Here is a 17,864-nt window from a genome sequence, read left to right as displayed (position 1 = left end):
CTCAGGAGGCCGGCGGGGGAGTGTTCGGCGGGGTGAAGGTGTCGCCGCCCCCGGCGGGTCCGTCCTTGTGCGCGAGCCGGTCCATGGCGCCCTTGGCCTTGCCGGTGCCCGACTGGATCCGGTCGCTGTACTTGCCCTTGGTCTTCTCGTCGACGACCTTCGCGGCCTTGTCGAGACCGTGCTGGACCTTGTCCCCATGCTGTTGCGCCAGGTCGGAGACCTTGCCCTTGGCCGGGGAGAGTCTGGCCTTCAAACTGTCCAAAAGACGCATGGGGCACCTTCCTCGCGGGTTCCGCTACGCGCGGGCGCCTTCGCCCGCTTCGCTGTCGGCCGCCTCTTCGGCGGACTGCTGCCGGGGAATCTCGACCCCGTCGGTGCCGGCGACGGCAGCCGGTTCCGTCGTCTTTTCCGTCTCCGGCTCGGCGGCGTTCCCGGCCTTCTCGGCTTCGACCTCGGCATCGACCGAGTCCCGCGCCGACGTCGGCTCGCCCGTCCGCTCCGCCTCGACGCCGTCCACCGGAGTTCCGATCCATGCGTCGGCGGCGCTCGCCGCCTCCGCCGTCGCCTTCGACCTCCGGAAAATTCGCGCCAATACGCCCATATCCACTCCATACGGTACTCGTGCGGGCGAAATCCCGCGTTGACCGGTGCGTCCGTCCGCGTCACCGGGGTCACCGCCCCCGCGAAGGGTGACGGGAATCTCGCAACGGGCAACGACCTCGGACCGGCGCTGTCACGTAACTCGTTCGAGGGTGGTGGCCGGGGTTTGCGAGACTGGTGCCGTGAGCAGCGCACCCCCCGTCCCCCACGTCATCGCCGTCGTCGGACCGACCGCGGCCGGAAAGTCCGATCTGGGCGTTTTCCTGGCCCAGCGGCTCGGCGGCGAGGTCGTCAACGCCGACTCCATGCAGCTCTACCGAGGGATGGACATCGGTACCGCCAAGCTGACGCCCGAGGAGCGCGGCGGCGTCCCGCACCACCTCCTGGACGTCTGGGACGTGACGGAGACCGCCTCCGTCGCCGAGTACCAGCGGCTGGCCCGGGAAAGGATCGACGCCCTGCTCGCCGAGGGCCGTTGGCCGATCCTCGTCGGCGGCTCCGGGCTGTACGTCCGTGGCGCCGTCGACAACCTGGAGTTCCCCGGCACGGACCCCGAGGTCCGGGCCCGGTTGGAGGAGGAGCTCACGCTGCGCGGTTCAGGTGCGCTGCACGCCCGGCTGGCCGCCGCCGACCCCGAGGCCGCGCACGCCATCCTGCCCGGCAACGGCCGCCGTATCGTGCGGGCCCTCGAGGTGATCGAGATCACCGGCAAGCCCTTCACGGCCAACCTGCCCGGTCACGACTCGGTCTACGACACCGTCCAGATCGGCGTCGACGTGGCTCGCCCCGAACTCGACGAGCGCATCACCCGCCGCGTCGACCGGATGTGGGACGCGGGGCTGGTGGACGAGGTCCGCGCGCTGGAGGCGCGAGGCCTGCGTGAGGGGCGCACGGCCTCGCGCGCGCTCGGTTACCAGCAGGTCCTCACCGCCCTGACCGGCGAGTGCACGCAGGACGAGGCGCGCGCGGAGACGGTCCGTGCCACCAAGCGCTTCGCGCGCCGTCAGGATTCGTGGTTCAGGCGCGATCCGCGGGTGCACTGGCTGAGTGGGGCCGCGGCTGACCTCACAGAACTTCCGGAGCTCGCGCTGGCGTTGGTGGAACGACCGGTCACAGCCTGATCACGTCATGGCATCGGGACGCCCAGGCCGTCATCCGGGCGTCCGACGCCGTGCCATCATCGAGCTTCGATCGACCAAGTGGAGTCCGAGTTGGGAGGGCGCGTGGCGATGGAGGCCGGCCCTCGCGACACCGCAAAAGGCACCGAGCACCTCACTACCGAGCGTGGTGAACCGGAGCCCGAGGAAGGCCGTCTGAGCCCCGACGGGCCGGACGAGGACGACACCCGGGACGGCGTGAGCGACGACGGTCCCGAGCCCGAGGAGATGTTCGCGGGCGGACCCGAGGTCGAGGTCGAGCTGCGCCCGCAGCGCCGGCTCCGGATCTGGCAGCTCGCGCCCATCGTGGCGCTGGCCGCAGGCGGCTCCCTGATGTTCGCCTTCCCGCTGGCCTTCGACTTCGGTGACAGCGGCGCCATGATCGCCATGCTCGGGCTGCTGATCTGCCTCTGCGCGGCCGGCTGGGGCATGACGGCCGCGCGCCGCGTGGGTTACACGTGGCCCGGTCTGCCCCAGCGCGGCTCCGGGCGCCGTCCCGACTGGCGGGTCGTCCTCGCGTACGTCGTGCTGGTCGCCGCGGTGGTCGCCCTGGCCGTCGGGCGGGTCGCCCGGCTGCGCTGAGCTCCACGCGCGCGCTGTCCACCGGCACTGAGCCCCACGGGCGCGTGCTCACCGGCGCCGCGACCCCGGGACGGGGTGTCCTGGCCACCCCGTACGATCGAGGAATGAGCACGCGGATCGCCTTCCTCAAGGGTCACGGCACCGAGAACGACTTCGTGATCGTCCCGGACCCCGAGAACGCCGTCGACCTTCCCCCGGCCGCTGTCGCCGCCCTGTGCGACCGGCGTGCGGGCATCGGCGGTGACGGGCTGCTGCACGTCGTGCGGTCCGTGGCGCACCCCGAGGCGAAGGGCATGGCGGCCGAGGCGGAGTGGTTCATGGACTACCGCAACGGCGACGGCTCCGTCGCGGAGATGTGCGGCAACGGCGTCCGGGTGTTCGCGCGCTACCTCCAGTACGCCGGGCTCGTCACCGAGGGCGACATCGCGGTCGCCACGCGCGCGGGCGTGAAGCGCGCGCACCTCGACAAGGAGGGTGACGTCACCGTCGGCATGGGCAGGGCCCGCCTGCCCGAAGGGGATGTCACGGTGAGCGTCGGCGAGCGCAGCTGGCCCGCGCGGAACGTGAACATGGGCAACCCGCACGCCGTCGCCTTCGTGGCGGACCTCGCGCACGCGGGCGACCTGTCGGCCCCGCCGCCGTTCACCCCCGCCTCGGCCTACCCGGACGGGGTCAACGTCGAGTTCGTCGTGGACCGCGGTCCGCAGCACGTCGCCCTGCGCGTGCACGAGCGCGGGGCAGGGGAGACCCGCTCGTGCGGCACGGGCGCGTGCGCCGTCGCCGTGGCGGCCGCGCGCCGGGACGGCGCCGACCCGGCGGCCACCGGTGTGCCGGCCACGTACGTCGTGGACGTCCCCGGCGGACGTCTGGTGATCACCGAGCGGCCCGACGGCGAGATCGAGATGACCGGGCCCGCAGTGATCGTGGCCACAGGCGAGATCGATCCGGAGTGGCTGGAAACGGTTGCCCGCTGATTCCGCGCGGGCTTGGCATCGGAGGCGGGAGCGGCTCGCCGACCCGAAGAGCCGCTCCCGGGGGTCCGGTCGTGGGCTCGAATTCGCGATCGAGATCAGGCCGGGTGGCGCAAAACCGTAAACCTCCGATCCGTCGCTCGAATGGGTGATCCGTTTCACGCTCGGCGAGAGGCGGTCAGTCGCACGTGATGGGCTCGGTAGCATCAAGCACCGGCCCGGACGGGGGACCGTTCGCCAGTCCCCTGAGCCGTGTCCGCCCTGGGACACCCCGTCCGCCGGTCCACGCAGCCGGAGGTGCCCATGAGTGCGGAGGCCACGAATCCCGCGACCCCAGGCCCGGTAGTGCCTTCAGCGCCCCGCAGGCGCAGTCGCCCCCGGATCGACCTGCGTCGCCTCGGCCGGGCGGCGCTGCTCGGCCCGGCCTCCCGCGGCCGGCTGCCCGACGCGATCGGTCACGTCGTCGAGGCCCATCGCGCCCACCACCCGGACGCCGACCTGGAACCGCTGCACCGTGCCTATGTGCTCGCCGAGTCCTCGCACCGCGGCCAGATGCGCAAGAGCGGCGAGCCCTACATCACCCACCCGCTCGCCGTGACCCTGATCCTCGCCGAACTCGGCGCGGAGACCACGGCCCTGACCGCCTCGCTGCTCCACGACACCGTCGAGGACACCGATGTGACGCTGGATCAGGTCGGTGAGGAGTTCGGCGCCGAGGTGCGCTATCTCGTCGACGGCGTCACGAAGTTGGAGAAGGTCGACTACGGCGCGGCCGCCGAGCCCGAGACCTTCCGCAAGATGCTCGTCGCCACCGGCAACGACGTCCGCGTGATGTCGATCAAACTCGCCGACCGGCTGCACAACATGCGCACCCTGGGCGTGATGCGGCCCGAGAAGCAGGAGCGCATCGCCAAGGTCACCCGCGACGTCCTCATCCCGCTCGCCGAACGCCTCGGTGTCCAGGCCCTCAAGACCGAGCTGGAGGACCTCGTCTTCGCGATCCTCCATCCCGAGGAGTACCAGCACACCCGCGAACTGATCGTCGACAACGCCTCCCGCGCGGACGACCCCCTCGCGGAGTTCGCCGAGGCGATGCGCACGGTCCTGCGCGACGCCGACATCCAGGCCGAAGTCCTCATCCGGCCACGGCACTTCGTCTCCGTGCACCGCGCGTCCCGCAAGCGCGGCCGGATGCGGGGCGCCGACTTCGGCCGGCTGCTGGTGCTGGTGAACGAGGACGCCGACTGTTACGCCGTCCTGGGCGAACTGCACACCTGTATGACGCCGGTCGTCTCGGAGTTCAAGGACTTCATCGCGGTTCCCAAGTTCAACCTGTACCAGTCGCTGCACACCGCCGTGGCCCGCGAGGACGGCCAGGTCGCCGAAGTCCTCATCCGCACCCACCAGATGCACAAGGTCGCCGAGGCCGGCGTCATCGCTCTCGGCAATCCCTACACGGCTCCCGCGGAGGAGCAGGCCCGGGGGCGGGTTCCGGCCGACGAGGAACGCGTCGACCCGACCCGGCCCGGCTGGCTCTCCCGCCTCCTGGACTGGCAGGAGGCCGCGCCCGATCCCGACACCTTCTGGTCCACCCTGCGCGAGGACCTCGCCCAGGACCGCGAGATCACCGTCTTCCGCCCCGACGGCGGCACGCTCGGCCTGCCGGAGGGCGCCACCTGCGTCGACGCCGCGTACGCGCAGTACGGCGAGGACGCCCACGCCTGCATCGGCGCCCGGGTGAACGGCCGTCTGGCGACTCTCAGCACCGTTCTGCGGGACGGCGACACGGTCCAGCTCCTCATGGGCCAGGACCCCGCCTCGGAACCCTCCAGGGAGTGGCTGGAGCACGCCCACACCCCCGCGGCCCGCATCGCCATCCAACGCTGGCTGGCGACACACCCCGCCCCGGCCGAGCACGAGGGCGCGGAGCCGGCCGAGCACTCCGGGGCCGCCAAGCCGACCAAGGCCGCAGAGGGGACCGCCCGGACCCCGGCCGACACGGTCAAGCCCGAGGCCCCCGCCCCGCGGCCCGGCGCCGCGATCACCGTCGTCGACCGGCCCGAAGCGAGCGTCCGGCTCGCCGGGTGCTGCACGCCCGTGCCCTTCGACGAGGTCACCGGCTTCGCGGTGCGCGGCGGAGTGGTGACCGTGCACCGCGCCGAGTGTTCCGCCGTGGCGCGCATGGCCGACGCAGGGCGCGAAGAGGTCGACGTGCGCTGGGGCGACACCAGCGGCTGCCGGGTCACCCTGGTCGCCGAATCGTTCGGCCGCCCGCATCTGCTCGCCGACCTCACCGAGGCCATGGCACTGGAGGGTGCCGAGATCGTCTCCGCGACCGTCGAGCCCCCGAGCCAGCAGCGGGTGCGCCACACGTACACCGTGCAACTCCCGGACGCCGGCCACCTGCCCACCCTCCTGCGCGCCATGCGGAACGTGCCCGGCGTCTACGACGTGGGCCGCGCGCAGCATCACGCTCCCGCCTCCCCGGAACCGGCGTAGGCCTGCTCACGCGCGCGTGACGTGGACGGCCGCGCCGGTGTCCACGCGCGCGTGGAGCGAGGGCGCGTCGCGCGGTCGTCCTCCCGAGCGTCAAGCGCGTGCGCGTGCGCAACCCGTTCGAGTGGGCCGGGTGCGCGTCGCCGACGCCACGGACGCGCGCGCTGGTAGCGGTGGTGCATGCTGCTCACCCCTCGCGCCCGGCTGAAATCCGCGCTCCTCGCCTCGGCCGTCTCCGTCTGCCTCGTCGCCGCGAGCGCTCCGGAGGTCCCGCTCGGCGTCGGCGACCGCCTCTTCCCGTACCTGGGCAACCCCGGGTACGACGTCGCCTCGTACGACCTGGCCTTCACCTACCCCGGCACCAACACCAAGCCCCTCCAGGCGGTCACCACCATCGACGCGTGGACCACCACCGCCCTGGACCGGATCAACCTCGACTTCGCCCAGGGCAAGGTCGAATCGGTCGAGGTCGACGGCGCACCAGCCACGTTCGTCAGCGCCGGTGACGACCTGGTGGTCACCCCGGAGGACTCGTTGCCGGCCGGCAGCTGGATGCGGATCACCGTGCGGCACACCAGCGATCCCGTGAGCACCGGCGGCCGGGACGGCGGCTGGGTACGGACCGCCGACGGCCTCGCCATGGCCAACCAGGCGGACGCCGCGCACCTGGTCTTCCCGTGCAACGACCATCCCTCCGACAAGGCGATGTTCACCGTCCGGATCACCGCTCCCAACGGCTACACGGCCGTCGCGGGCGGGCTGCCGACCGGGGTCGAGCGGACCGGCGAGGCCACCACCTGGACCTATCGCACCCAGCACCCCATGGCCACCGAGCTCGCCCAGGTGTCCATCGGCCGCTCCACGGTCGTACACCGCGAGGGGCCGCACGCACTGCCCGTACGGGACGTCGTGCCCACGAAGGACCGCGAACTCCTCGAACCGTGGCTGAAGAAGACTCCCGGCCAGATCGCCTGGATGGAGCGCAAGGTCGGCCCCTACCCCTTCGAGACCTACGGCCTGCTCATGGCGGAGGCCTCCACCGGGTTCGAACTCGAGACGCAGACCCTCTCCCTCTTCGAGCGAGACCTCTTCACGGAGCCCGCCTACCCCAAGTGGTACGTCGAGTCGATCATGGTGCACGAGCTGTCCCACCAGTGGTTCGGCGACAGCGTCAGCCCGGGCACCTGGTCCGACCTGTGGCTGAACGAGGGGCACGCCACCTGGTACGAGGCGCTGTACGCCGAGGAGACGGCGGGGCGCACCCTGGAGACGCGGATGAAGGCGGCGTACGGCGCCTCCGACCGCTGGCGCACCACGGGGGGCCCGCCGGCGCAGCCCAAGGCACCCAACCCCGGCCAGAAGATCAGCATCTTCCGGCCCAACGTCTACGACGGCGCGGCCCTGGTCCTCTTCGCCCTGCGCCAGGAGATCGGCCGCACCGCGTTCGAGCACCTGGAGCGGGCGTGGGTCCACAACCACCGGGACTCCACGGCGACCACGGCCGACTTCGAGCGCCTCGCCCAGGAGATCTCCGGACGCGATCTCGCCCGGTTCTTCAAGGACTGGCTGTACGGCGAGAAGACCCCGCCGATGCCCGGCCACCCGGACTGGAAGCCGGCGGCGCTGCTCGCCAAGGGCGAGCCGAAGGCCGTACCGAAGGTCGCCCCGCCGGCAGCGCGGGCCGCGAAATAAGGCCGTGACGAGACGGGCCGTACCGTGCGACCATCGTGAGGTCGGTGCAGCGCGGGACGCGGGAATCTCCCGGGGCGCTCGCGCGTTGTCCACCATGAAGGCAGCCGTACCGGCATCCAACGACGTAAGGACCCAATGACCTCCTCTTCTTCCCCTTCCCAGGACACCCAGCGCGTCACGAACGCCTACCCCGAAGGTCTCCGGGCCGATGCCCTGATGGAAGAGGACGTCGCCTGGAGCCACGAGATCGACGGAGACCGGGACGGCGACCAGTTCGACCGCTCCGAGCGCGCGGCCCTGCGCCGCGTGGCGGGCCTCTCCACCGAACTCGAGGACGTCACCGAGGTCGAGTACCGCCAGCTCCGCCTGGAGCGGGTCGTGCTCGTCGGTGTGTGGACCACGGGAACCGCACAGGACGCGGACAACTCCCTCGCGGAGCTGGCCGCCCTCGCGGAGACGGCGGGCGCGCTGGTGCTCGACGGCGTGATCCAGCGCCGTGACAAGCCCGACGCGGCCACCTACATCGGCTCCGGCAAGGCCCAGGAGCTGCGCGACATCGTGCTCGAGACGGGCGCGGACACCGTCATCTGCGACGGTGAGCTCAGCCCGGGCCAGCTGATCCACCTCGAGGACGTCGTCAAGGTCAAGGTCATCGACCGTACGGCCCTGATCCTGGACATCTTCGCCCAGCACGCCAAGTCCCGAGAGGGCAAGGCGCAGGTCGCGCTCGCGCAGATGCAGTACATGCTGCCGAGGCTGCGCGGCTGGGGTCAGTCGCTGTCCCGTCAGATGGGCGGCGGCAAGGGCGGCGGCCTCGCCACCCGTGGCCCCGGTGAGACCAAGATCGAGACGGACCGGCGCCGGATCCGCGAGAAGATGGCGAAGATGCGCCGTGAGATCGCGGAGATGAAGACCGGCCGCGAGATCAAGCGCCAGGAGCGCAAGCGCCACAAGGTGCCGTCCGTGGCCATCGCGGGCTACACCAACGCCGGCAAGTCGTCGCTGCTCAACCGCCTCACGGGCGCGGGCGTCCTGGTCGAGAACGCCCTGTTCGCGACGCTGGACCCGACCGTGCGCCGGGCGGAGACGCCGAGCGGCCGCCTGTACACGCTGGCGGACACGGTCGGCTTCGTCCGGCACCTGCCGCACCACCTGGTCGAGGCGTTCCGCTCCACCATGGAAGAGGTCGGCGAGTCCGACCTGATCCTGCACGTGGTGGACGGCTCGCACCCGAACCCGGAGGAGCAGCTGGCCGCCGTACGCGAGGTGGTGCGTGACGTCGGCGCCACCGGCGTGCCCGAGATCGTCGTGATCAACAAGGCGGACGCGGCGGACCCGCTGACGCTCCAGCGGCTCATGCGGATCGAGAAGCGCTCCATCGCGGTCTCGGCCCGCACCGGCCAGGGCATCGACGAGCTGCTCGCGCTGATCGACAACGAGCTGCCGCGGCCGTCGGTCGAGGTGGAGGCGCTCGTGCCGTACACCCACGGTGGCCTGGTCGCCCGCGCCCACACCGAGGGCGAGGTGATCTCCGCGGAGCACACGGCGGAGGGCACCCTGCTGAAGGTGCGGGTGCACGAGGAGCTGGCGGCGGACCTCGCGCCGTACGTACCAGCTCCGCTCGGCTGATTCTTCGCGGCCCGCGCTACGCCGGAAGGCCCGCCCCCTGCGTCGAGCAGGGGGCGGGCCTTCCGGCGTGCTCGGCTCACCGACCGCCGTGCGTCTTGCTCATGTTCCGGTAGAGCGCCGCGGCCTCCCGGCCGGGCCGGTGCCCGGACAGCCAGCCCGCAGTGTCATGAGCCTGCCAGACGCGCTTTCGGGTCGACGCCGCGCTCGCTCACAGGCAACACCCCGTCATGCCCGGGGAATTCGGGACGATCGGCGGTGGGACGGCGAAGATTTCCGTCAGGCGTGGCGTCCCACCGCCGATCAAGCTACTGACCGGCGAACTTGTCGCTCACCGAGTCGTACACACCCTTGGCCACATCGCCCAGCCGCGGCCCCGCGAGCCACCCCGCGTTCACCGGGCCGATCGAGGTGTTGGACACCAGCGCGGGCTTCCCGTCCGACCCCGCCGCGACCCAGCCGCCGCCCGACGAACCGCCGGTCATCGTGCAGCCGATGCGGTACATCGTCGGGTCCGAGGAACTCAGCGAGAACCGTCCGGGCTTGTCCTGGCACTGGTAGAGCTTCTGCCCGTCGTACGGTGCCGCCGCCGGGTAGCCGGTCGCGGTGATGCTGCTCACCTTCGGCACGGCCGGGGCGTTGAAGTTCACCGGGAGCGCCGAACCGACCGTCTCCTCCAGTGACTTGCCCGTACCGCCCGCCTCCGGCGTCACATGGATCACGGCGTAGTCGTACGAGGCACCGTCACCGCCGGTCTGCCCGCCCTGCGCGATCCACTGGTCGGACGTCTTCGTCCAGTCGCCCCACCAGACCCCGTAGGGGGCCACCTGCTCCTTGGTGGCCGTCTCCAACTGCTCGGCCGACATGCCCGAATCGTTGTACGACGGCACGAACGCGATATTGCGGTACCAGCCGCCACCCTTGCCGGCGTGCACACAGTGGCCGGCCGTCCACACGAGGTTGGACTTCCCGGGGTGAGCCGGGTCCTTCACGACCGTCGCCGAGCAGACCATCGTGCCCTCGGGGGAGTCGAAGAGCACCTTGCCCGCCTCGGCGGCGTTCTCGTGGTACGAGGGCGAAACGGCCTTCGCGTCCACCTCCTGCGGCGTCGGGTCGGTCACCCCCTGGTCGCCTGAGAGGTCGTTCTCGTCGACGCTCCGGTCCGGGTCCTCGGCCTCCCGCATCCGGTCCGGGTCCCACAGCCCCTCGATGATCGGGTTGACGTAGTCCTGCGCCTCACGCAGCCAGTCGTCCTTGTCCCAGTTCTTCCAGGCGCCGTTCTTCCACTTGTCGAGGTCGATCCCGTGCTCTTTGAGCCTGTCCTTGATGTCGTCCGGAATCGTGATCTTGCCGTCGCTGCCGGTCGACGCCGTCGCGCCGGCCTGGTTGTCCGCCTCGGTGTCGCCCGAATCACAGGCGGTCGCGGTGAGCGCGAGCACCGAGGCGAGGGCCACGGCGCCCAGTACGGGGGAGGTTCTGCGGCGCGCGTTCCTCCCCCGCCGAGCGGTGAACGACGGCCGTATGGATCGCATGATCTGACTCCCCCTGCTGTCAACGAACTTGAAGTACCGGCCGCCCCCGCCGAGTGGAACTCATGGTGATCTCACACCGAGTTCAAACGGGTCTCACGGCCATGTGTGATGCCACCACACGATATGCGGTCGCCGCGTGCGACTCCCGACCGAATGGCAACTGTTCCGCCACAGACCGCTGACGGAACCGGCCAGGAGAGGGACCGCGGTGGGCGGCACGTGGCCGCCTCGGCGCCGACGTGGGGCACGGTCATTCTCGTAACGACCCGTAACCGGCACGGCCGTCCGGTGTTGGTAGCGATGAGGTCTGCTGTGTTTGTGCTCGCCCTTCGACGGGCGGGAGGACAGGGGGAGGCGTGGCCGTGACCGAGCCAGTACCCGAGGAGGCCCCCTCGGGGCGTGCCATCGGAACTCGCGCCGACGGAGCCTCCGGCCCGGCATCGCCCGTGGCCGGATCCTCCGTCACGGGAGCCCTCGGCGCCGGAACGGCCGCCGCGGGGAGCCGGCCGGACGGCCGGCCCGCGCACGAGGGGATCCTGCGGCGCCAGTCGGCTCGCGAGTCGGCGGCGCGTACCTACGCGCGTGCCCTGCCGATCGTGCCGGTAAGGGCGCGCGGGCTGACCATCGAGGGCGCGGACGGCCGCCGTTACCTCGACTGCCTCTCGGGGGCCGGAACCCTCGCGCTCGGCCACAACCATCCCGTCGTACTGGAGGCCATCCGCAAGGTCCTCGACTCGGGGGCACCCCTGCACGTCCTCGATCTCGCCACCCCGGTCAAGGACGCCTTCGTCACCGAACTGTTCCGGACCCTGCCGCCGGGTCTCGCGGACCACGCGCGCGTGCAGTTCTGCGGGCCGGCCGGTACGGACGCCGTGGAGGCCGCCCTCAAGCTGGTCCGGGCCGCCACCGGCCGCTCCGGTGTCCTGGCCTTCACCGGTGCGTACCACGGGATGACCGCCGGATCCCTCGAAGCCTCCGGGGGCGCCTTCGACGTGCGAGTGGCGCGGCTGCCCTATCCGCAGGACTACCGCTGTCCCTTCGGCATCGGCGGCGAGCGCGGCGCCGAACTCGCCGCCCGCTGGACCGAGTCCGTCCTCGACGACCCCAAGTCGGGGGTGCGGCAGCCCGCCGGGATGATCCTCGAACCGGTCCAGGGCGAGGGTGGTGTGATTCCCGCGCCGGACGGGTGGTTGCGGCGTATGCGGCAGATCACGGCCGAGCGCTCGATCCCCCTGATCGCCGACGAGGTCCAGACGGGCGTGGGCCGGACCGGCGCCTTCTGGGCGGTGGAGCACAGCGGGGTCGTCCCCGACGTGATGGTCCTGTCGAAGGCCATCGGAGGCAGCCTGCCGCTCGCCGTCGTCGTCTACCGCGACGCCCTCGACGTCTGGCAACCCGGAGCCCACGCGGGCACGTTCCGCGGCAACCAGCTCGCCATGGCCGCCGGTACGGCCACCCTCGCCTACGTCCGCGAGAACCGTCTCGCCGAACGCGCGGCCACCCTGGGAGGCCGCATGCTGGGTCAACTCCGCCTTCTCGCCCAGGAGTTCCCGTGCATGGGAGATGTGCGGGGCCGCGGGCTGATGATCGGGGTCGAGATGGTGGACCCCGAGGGCGGTGGCCGGCCCGGCGCGATCGGCGCTCCGCAGGCCGCCGCGTGGACCGGTGACGAGCCCGGCGCGTCGGCCGACGGTGTCCGGGCCCATGACGTCACGCCCCGCCCGGCGCGGCCTTCGGCTCCCGGGCGCGCCCCCTGCCCCGCCGCGCCCGAGCTGGCCGCCGCCGTCCGACAGGAGTGCCTGCGCCGGGGCCTCATCGTCGAACTCGGCGGGCGTCACGCCAGCGTCGTACGGCTGCTTCCGCCCTTGACGATCACCGACGAGCAGGCCGCCGCGGTGCTCGACCGGCTGTCGGACGCGATGGCGGCGGTGTCCCGAAGCCACCTCCGCGGTGCGGGACCCAGGGTGCCCGATCAGCCGAACCGTCAGCCCGAGCGCCGACACCAGCCGGAGCACCGACCCCAGCACCGATCGCAGAACCAACCCCAGAACCAACCCCAGAACCAACCCCAGCCACTGGACCGGCCAGGACGGCCGCCGGGGCCGGACCGGTGCCAGGACGGTCGTGCCGGATGGACGGGGTAGCGCCGGGCAACCGGCGGCGTACCCCCGGGCCCGCGGACGCCGACGGCACCGGTGCCGACCCCTCCATCGGTGTGGGTCGCCCACGCGGCACGCGGGCGCGCGGGCTCCGCACCACTGCCTGCTCGCGGCCGACTCCAGCACTTCACGAGGAACGACCTTGACCACCTCCTCCCACCTGTCCATCTCCCGTACGTCCCCCGTCCCCCATCAGCAGGGCGACGCCGTCCACGTGGCATCGCCGAGCCGCGCCGCCGATCTCCTCGACCACCCCGATCCGCACACGGCGGCCGACGTGGCCGCCGTGGAGAGCCTGCTGCGCTGCTGGGTGCGCGAGACGGGCTTGCCCGCACCCCACGACGGCGTCCTGCGCGTGCCGATGCCCGCCAGCGGCATCACCTTGCTCGCTCCCGTCCACTACTGGTCGCCGGCCGGCTGGCACCGCTTCGGCCTCCCTCGTCTGGCCGGCGCACCCGAGCACTCCCCGCCTGCGGACGCCGTCACGGTCGCGGCCCTGCTGGTCCGCGAGACGCTCCAGGACGGTGGCCCGTCCGACGGAACCGCCGAAGCCGTGGCAGCGGCCCAGGCGGGTATCCTCCCGGAGGAGCACGCCACCGCTGCCGAGCCGACCCCCTGTCCCGCGCACACGAACAGGAGCAGCGGCGAAGGCATCGACCTCGTCGCCCGCGTCGCCGATTCCGTCCGCCGCACCGCGGTGTTCATCGGCGAGCGCCGGAAACGCTCCGACGACCAACCCGACCTGTTCCTCACCGCCGAACAGGCACTGCTGCTCGGGCATCCGCTGCACCCGACGCCGAAGAGCCGGGAAGGCCTCTCGGAGGGCGAAGCGCGTCTCTACTCACCGGAGTCGCGTGGCTCCTTCCCCCTTTGCTGGCTCGCTGTCGCTCCTTCCGTGGTCGCCACCGACTCCGCCTGGACCGAAGGCGGCCGTCCCGTCCCCGCCGCCCGGTTGACGGCCCGACTCGGCGGCGCCGGGCTGCCGTTGCCGACCGGGTTCGCCGCCCTGCCGGTGCATCCCTGGCAACTGCGCGAGGCCAGGCACCGCCCCGAGGTCGAGGCCCTGTTGGACGCCGGGCTCCTCCAGGACCTGGGCGCCCACGGCCCTTCGTGGCATCCGACCTCCTCCGTACGCACCGTGCATCGGACCGGAGCCCCCGCGATGCTCAAGCTCTCGCTCGGTCTGCGCATCACCAACTCCCGTCGTGAGAACCTCCGCAAAGAACTCCACCGCGGTGTCGAGGTGCACCGGCTACTGCGCGCGGGCCTGGCCAGGCAGTGGCAGGCTGCCCACCCGGACTTCGACATCGTCCGAGATCCGGCCTGGCTCGCGGTCGACGGTGCCGACGGCCTCCCGCTGACAGGCCTCGACGTGATGATCCGCCACAACCCGTTCGCCCCGGAGGACGACGTCTCCTGCATCGCCGGTCTCGTCGCACCCCGGCCGGACACGGCTTGCGCCGGCCGCTCCCGGCTGGCCGCGATCGTCGGGAACCTCGCCGCACGGACAGGCCGGCCGCTCTCGGCTGTCGCCGCCGAGTGGTTCCTGCGCTACCTGGAGAAGGTCGTCCGCCCCGTCCTGTGGCTCGACGGTGCGGCAGGCATCGCCCTGGAGGCGCACCAGCAGAACACGCTTCTCCTCCTGGACCCCGACGGCTGGCCCGTCGGCGGCCGCTACCGCGACAACCAGGGCTACTACTTCCGCGAGTCCAGCCGCGCGGAACTCGAGGCCCGGCTGCCCGGCATCGGCGAACACAGCGACACCTTCGTGTCCGACGACGTCACCGACGAGCGCTTCGCCTACTACCTCGGCATCAACAACGTGCTCGGACTCATCGGTGCGTTCGGTTCCCAGCGGCTCGCCGACGAGCAACTGCTGCTCGCCGCCTTCCGGCGCTTTCTCGCCGACGTCGCCTCCGGCCCTCGCCGGCTGCGTGGCTCGCTGCCCACCCGACTGCTCGATTCGCCCCGCCTGCGCTGCAAGGCCAATCTGCTCACCCGGTTGCACGGCCTCGACGAACTCGTCGGTCCCGTGGACACCCAGTCCGTCTACGTCACCATCGCCAACCCCCTGTGGTCCTGAGCCGTCGCTTCACCGGCCACCCCGCCCCCTGCCCTTCTCCGAGGAATACATCCCGCCCGACCTGCCGAGAGGAGCTGCCGTGGTTCCCGTCGAGACAGCCTCCGACAGCCGCCGTACCCTTCCCGCCTCCTCCGACCTGCTCGACAGTGTCTGCGGCTGGGGGCCCGCCCCCACCGCGGCGGGTGCGTTCCAGCTGGTTCCCGTACAGGTCGAGAGGGACCTCCCGCTCGTCTGCCGGTGGATGAACGACCCCGTAGTCGCCGCGTTCTGGGAACTGGCGGGGCCCGAATCCAGGACGGCGCTGCACCTGCGCCGCCAACTCGACGACGACGGGCGCAGCATCCCCTGCCTCGGGGTACTGGAGGGCCGGCCCATGAGCTACTGGGAGATCTACCGGGCGGACCTCGACCCGCTGGCGTGCCACTACCCGGCCCGACCGCACGACACCGGGGTCCACCTCCTCATCGGCGGTGGCGCCGACCGAGGGCGAGGCCTTGGCAGCCGTCTGCTCAGAGCCGTGGCCGACCTGATCCTCGACAGGAGGCCCGGTTGTGCCCGTGTCGTCGCCGAACCCGACCTGCGCAACATTCCGTCCATCGCCACCTTCCTGAGCGCGGGATTCCGGTTCCTCACAGAGGTCGACCTGCCCACCAAGCGGGCCGCCCTCATGGTGCGGGACCGAGCCCCGGGTGATCTGTAATGACGCTGAGTGATCGAGCTGTCACAAAGGGAACGCTCGTCGCGGCGCATCGGTTCCCGACCCCGCCGAAGCCCGGCTTCCCCACTCGCACCGAGAAGCCCACCGTCTTGATCCCTTCCCTCCCGTCCGCCTTGACCACACGTTTGTCAGTGCCGCGCCGTAGGGTGGTCGCGCTATGACGAAGCCCTCACTCCCCGAACTCCTGCACGCCGCCGTCGCCGCTGTCGGCGGCACGGAGCGCCCCGGCCAGGTGACCATGGCCGAAGCCGTCGCCGAGGCGATCGACGACGGATCCCATCTGCTGGTCCAGGCCGGCACCGGCACCGGCAAGTCGCTCGGCTACCTCGTGCCCGCGCTCGCGCACGGGGAGCGCGTCGTGGTCGCGACCGCCACGCTGGCCCTCCAGCGCCAACTCGTGGAGCGGGACCTGCCGCGTACGGTCGACGCGCTGCACCCGCTGCTGCGCCGTCGCCCCGAGTTCGCGATGCTCAAGGGCAGGTCGAACTACCTGTGCCTGCACCGACTCCACGAAGGTGTCCCGCAGGACGAGGAGGAGGGCCTCTTCGACCAGTTCGAGGCGGCCGCGCCCACGAGCAAGCTGGGCCAGGACCTGCTCCGGCTGCGGGACTGGTCGGACGAGACCGAGTCCGGCGACCGGGACGACCTCACGCCGGGTGTCTCCGACCTGGCCTGGGCGCAGGTGTCGGTGTCCTCCCGGGAGTGCCTGGGCGCCACGAAGTGCGCCTACGGCGCCGAGTGCTTCGCGGAGATGGCCCGCGAGCGCGCCAAGCTCGCCGAGGTCGTCGTCACCAACCACGCCCTGCTCGCCATCGACGCCATCGAGGGTGCGCCGGTACTTCCGCAGCACGAGGTGCTGATCGTCGACGAGGCGCACGAGCTGGTCTCGCGGGTCACCGGTGTGGCCACCGGCGAGCTCACTCCCGGCCAGGTCAACCGGGCCGTTCGCCGGGCGGCGAAGCTCGTCAACGAAAAGGCCGCCGACCAGCTGCAGACCGCAGCCGAGGGCTTCGAGCGGCTCATGGAGCTGGCGCTGCCCGGCCGTCTGGAGGAGATCCCGGAAGACCTCGGGTATGCCCTCATGGCGCTGCGTGACGCCGCGCGGACCGTCATCTCGGGGATCGGCGCGACCCGCGACAAGTCCGTGCAGGACGAGGACGCGGTCCGCAAGCAGGCCCTGGCATCCGTGGAGAGCGTGCACGACGTGGCGGAGCGGATCGTCAACGGCTCCGAGTACGACGTCGTCTGGTACGAGCGGCACGACCGTTTCGGTGCCTCCGTGCGCGTCGCGCCCATGTCCGTGTCGGGCCTGCTGCGGGAGAAGCTCTTCGCAGACCGCTCCGTGACCCTGGCCTCGGCGACCCTGAAACTGGGCGGGGACTTCAACGGTGTGGGCGCCTCGATGGGGCTGGCGCCGGAGGGCACCGAGGGTGAGGACGTCCCGCAGTGGAAGGGCATCGACGTGGGGTCGCCCTTCGACTACCCCAAGCAGGGCATCCTCTACGTGGCCAAGCACCTGTCGCGTCCCGCGCGGGACGGCGACCGCGGCGACATGCTCGACGAGCTGACCGAGCTGATCCAGGCGGCCGGCGGACGCACGCTCGGCCTGTTCTCCTCCATGCGGGCCGCGCAGCTCGCCGCCGAGGAACTGCGCACGCGTGTTCCCGAGTTCCCGATCCTCCTCCAGGGCGAGGAGACACTCGGTGAGCTGATCAAGAACTTCGCGGCGGATCCGCAGACATGCCTCTTCGGCACGCTGTCGCTCTGGCAGGGCGTCGACGTCCCCGGTCCCAGCTGCCAGCTGGTCGTCATGGACAAGATCCCGTTCCCGCGCCCGGACGATCCCCTGATGAGCGCCCGCCAGAAAGCGGTGGAGGAATCCGGCGGCAACGGCTTCATGGCCGTCGCGGCCACCCATGCGGCGCTGCTGATGGCCCAGGGCGCGGGACGACTCGTGCGGGCGTCGGGGGACCGTGGTGTGGTCGCCGTTCTGGACCAGCGGCTGGCGACGGCCCGCTACGGGAGCTATCTGAAGGCGTCCCTGCCGGACTTCTGGTACACGACGGACCGCAATCAGGTCCGCAGGTCGCTCGCGGCGATCGACGCGGTGGCCAAGCAGGCGGAGGCGCAGTGAAGGAGGGGGCCGTCCCGCTTCCGGGACGGCCCCCTCCTTCACTGCTGATCGGGTTCATGGCTGATCGGGCACAGCACAGGGCCCCGGAACCGGCGCAGGGATCCCGGGGCCCAG

At 71.7% G+C, this 17,864-nt stretch carries 13 protein-coding genes; 10 read left to right on the top strand and 3 right to left on the bottom strand.

Going from position 1 to position 17,864, the window contains the following annotated elements:
- Position 1: 1 nt before the first annotated feature.
- Together QQM72_RS33030 and QQM72_RS33025 are read right to left on the bottom strand one after the other, a co-directional pair.
- Complete coding sequence (locus QQM72_RS33030) at positions 2 to 271, bottom strand: antitoxin (protein ID WP_314224502.1); 270 nt, start codon at positions 269 to 271, stop codon at positions 2 to 4.
- 24 nt (positions 272 to 295) lie between these two features.
- Positions 296 to 517 carry a gliding motility protein gene (locus QQM72_RS33025; protein WP_314224501.1) on the bottom strand — a complete coding sequence of 74 codons (222 nt, stop codon included), beginning with the start codon at positions 515 to 517 and terminating at the stop codon, positions 296 to 298.
- Positions 518 to 782: 265 nt separating this feature from the next.
- On the opposite strand from QQM72_RS33025, the gene miaA reads away from it, so the two are divergent.
- From miaA to hflX, 6 genes are all read left to right on the top strand, one after another.
- On the top strand, positions 783 to 1,721 hold the full coding sequence (gene miaA, locus QQM72_RS33020; protein WP_314224499.1) for a tRNA (adenosine(37)-N6)-dimethylallyltransferase MiaA: 939 nt from the start codon (positions 783 to 785) through the stop codon (positions 1,719 to 1,721).
- 108 nt (positions 1,722 to 1,829) lie between these two features.
- A complete protein-coding gene (locus QQM72_RS33015) occupies positions 1,830 to 2,339 on the top strand; it encodes a hypothetical protein (protein WP_314224547.1) in 510 nt (169 codons plus the stop codon).
- Positions 2,340 to 2,443: 104 nt separating this feature from the next.
- The gene (gene dapF / locus QQM72_RS33010) at positions 2,444 to 3,313 is read left to right on the top strand and encodes a diaminopimelate epimerase (RefSeq protein WP_314224498.1); all 870 of its coding nucleotides are present in this window, start codon (positions 2,444 to 2,446) and stop codon (positions 3,311 to 3,313) included.
- 300 nt (positions 3,314 to 3,613) lie between these two features.
- A complete protein-coding gene (locus QQM72_RS33005) occupies positions 3,614 to 5,809 on the top strand; it encodes a RelA/SpoT family protein (protein WP_314224497.1) in 2,196 nt (731 codons plus the stop codon).
- Positions 5,810 to 5,986: 177 nt separating this feature from the next.
- Entirely contained in the window at positions 5,987 to 7,498 is a 1,512-nt protein-coding gene (locus tag QQM72_RS33000; protein ID WP_314224495.1) for a M1 family metallopeptidase, read from the top strand.
- 135 nt (positions 7,499 to 7,633) lie between these two features.
- Positions 7,634 to 9,127 (top strand): GTPase HflX, encoded by a 1,494-nt coding sequence (hflX, locus tag QQM72_RS32995; RefSeq protein WP_230194448.1) that lies wholly within the window; start codon positions 7,634 to 7,636, stop codon positions 9,125 to 9,127.
- A 305-nt stretch (positions 9,128 to 9,432) separates the two neighbouring features.
- Here hflX and QQM72_RS32990 read toward each other — a convergent pair whose 3' ends face one another.
- Positions 9,433 to 10,656 (bottom strand): trypsin-like serine peptidase, encoded by a 1,224-nt coding sequence (locus tag QQM72_RS32990; RefSeq protein ID WP_314224494.1) that lies wholly within the window; start codon positions 10,654 to 10,656, stop codon positions 9,433 to 9,435.
- A gap of 446 nt (positions 10,657 to 11,102) precedes the next feature.
- On the opposite strand from QQM72_RS32990, the gene QQM72_RS32985 reads away from it, so the two are divergent.
- The 4 genes from QQM72_RS32985 (at position 11,103) to QQM72_RS32970 (ending at position 17,750) form a co-directional block, all read left to right on the top strand.
- On the top strand, positions 11,103 to 12,800 hold the full coding sequence (locus tag QQM72_RS32985) for a diaminobutyrate--2-oxoglutarate transaminase family protein (protein ID WP_399079560.1): 1,698 nt from the start codon (positions 11,103 to 11,105) through the stop codon (positions 12,798 to 12,800).
- Positions 12,801 to 12,957: 157 nt separating this feature from the next.
- Complete coding sequence (locus tag QQM72_RS32980; protein WP_399079526.1) at positions 12,958 to 14,898, top strand: IucA/IucC family protein; 1,941 nt, start codon at positions 12,958 to 12,960, stop codon at positions 14,896 to 14,898.
- A complete protein-coding gene (locus QQM72_RS32975) occupies positions 14,804 to 15,598 on the top strand; it encodes a GNAT family N-acetyltransferase (protein ID WP_314224544.1) in 795 nt (264 codons plus the stop codon). The genes QQM72_RS32980 and QQM72_RS32975 overlap by 95 nt, the downstream gene beginning before the upstream one ends.
- A 175-nt stretch (positions 15,599 to 15,773) precedes the next feature.
- Positions 15,774 to 17,750 carry an ATP-dependent DNA helicase gene (locus tag QQM72_RS32970; protein WP_314224493.1) on the top strand — a complete coding sequence of 659 codons (1,977 nt, stop codon included), beginning with the start codon at positions 15,774 to 15,776 and terminating at the stop codon, positions 17,748 to 17,750.
- Positions 17,751 to 17,864 lie beyond the last annotated feature (114 nt).

Origin of the sequence: Streptomyces zaehneri (genome assembly GCF_032248645.1) — a bacterium.
GTDB lineage: Bacteria > Actinomycetota > Actinomycetes > Streptomycetales > Streptomycetaceae > Streptomyces > Streptomyces coriariae.
Note: the sequence above shows the minus strand (reverse complement) of the source record. Positions and strands in the feature narration are given on the sequence as shown.

Excerpts from the sequence above, each read along its gene's own strand:
- QQM72_RS33030 (WP_314224502.1), bottom strand. The coding sequence starts at position 271 with ATGCGTCTTTTGGACAGTTTGAAGGCCAGACTCTCCCCGGCCAAGGGC.
- QQM72_RS33015 (WP_314224547.1), top strand. The coding sequence starts at position 1,830 with ATGGAGGCCGGCCCTCGCGACACCGCAAAAGGCACCGAGCACCTCACT.
- dapF (WP_314224498.1), top strand. The coding sequence starts at position 2,444 with ATGAGCACGCGGATCGCCTTCCTCAAGGGTCACGGCACCGAGAACGAC.
- QQM72_RS33005 (WP_314224497.1), top strand. The coding sequence starts at position 3,614 with ATGAGTGCGGAGGCCACGAATCCCGCGACCCCAGGCCCGGTAGTGCCT.
- QQM72_RS33000 (WP_314224495.1), top strand. The coding sequence starts at position 5,987 with ATGCTGCTCACCCCTCGCGCCCGGCTGAAATCCGCGCTCCTCGCCTCG.
- hflX (WP_230194448.1), top strand. The coding sequence starts at position 7,634 with ATGACCTCCTCTTCTTCCCCTTCCCAGGACACCCAGCGCGTCACGAAC.
- QQM72_RS32990 (WP_314224494.1), bottom strand. The coding sequence starts at position 10,656 with ATGCGATCCATACGGCCGTCGTTCACCGCTCGGCGGGGGAGGAACGCG.
- QQM72_RS32970 (WP_314224493.1), top strand. The coding sequence starts at position 15,774 with ATGACGAAGCCCTCACTCCCCGAACTCCTGCACGCCGCCGTCGCCGCT.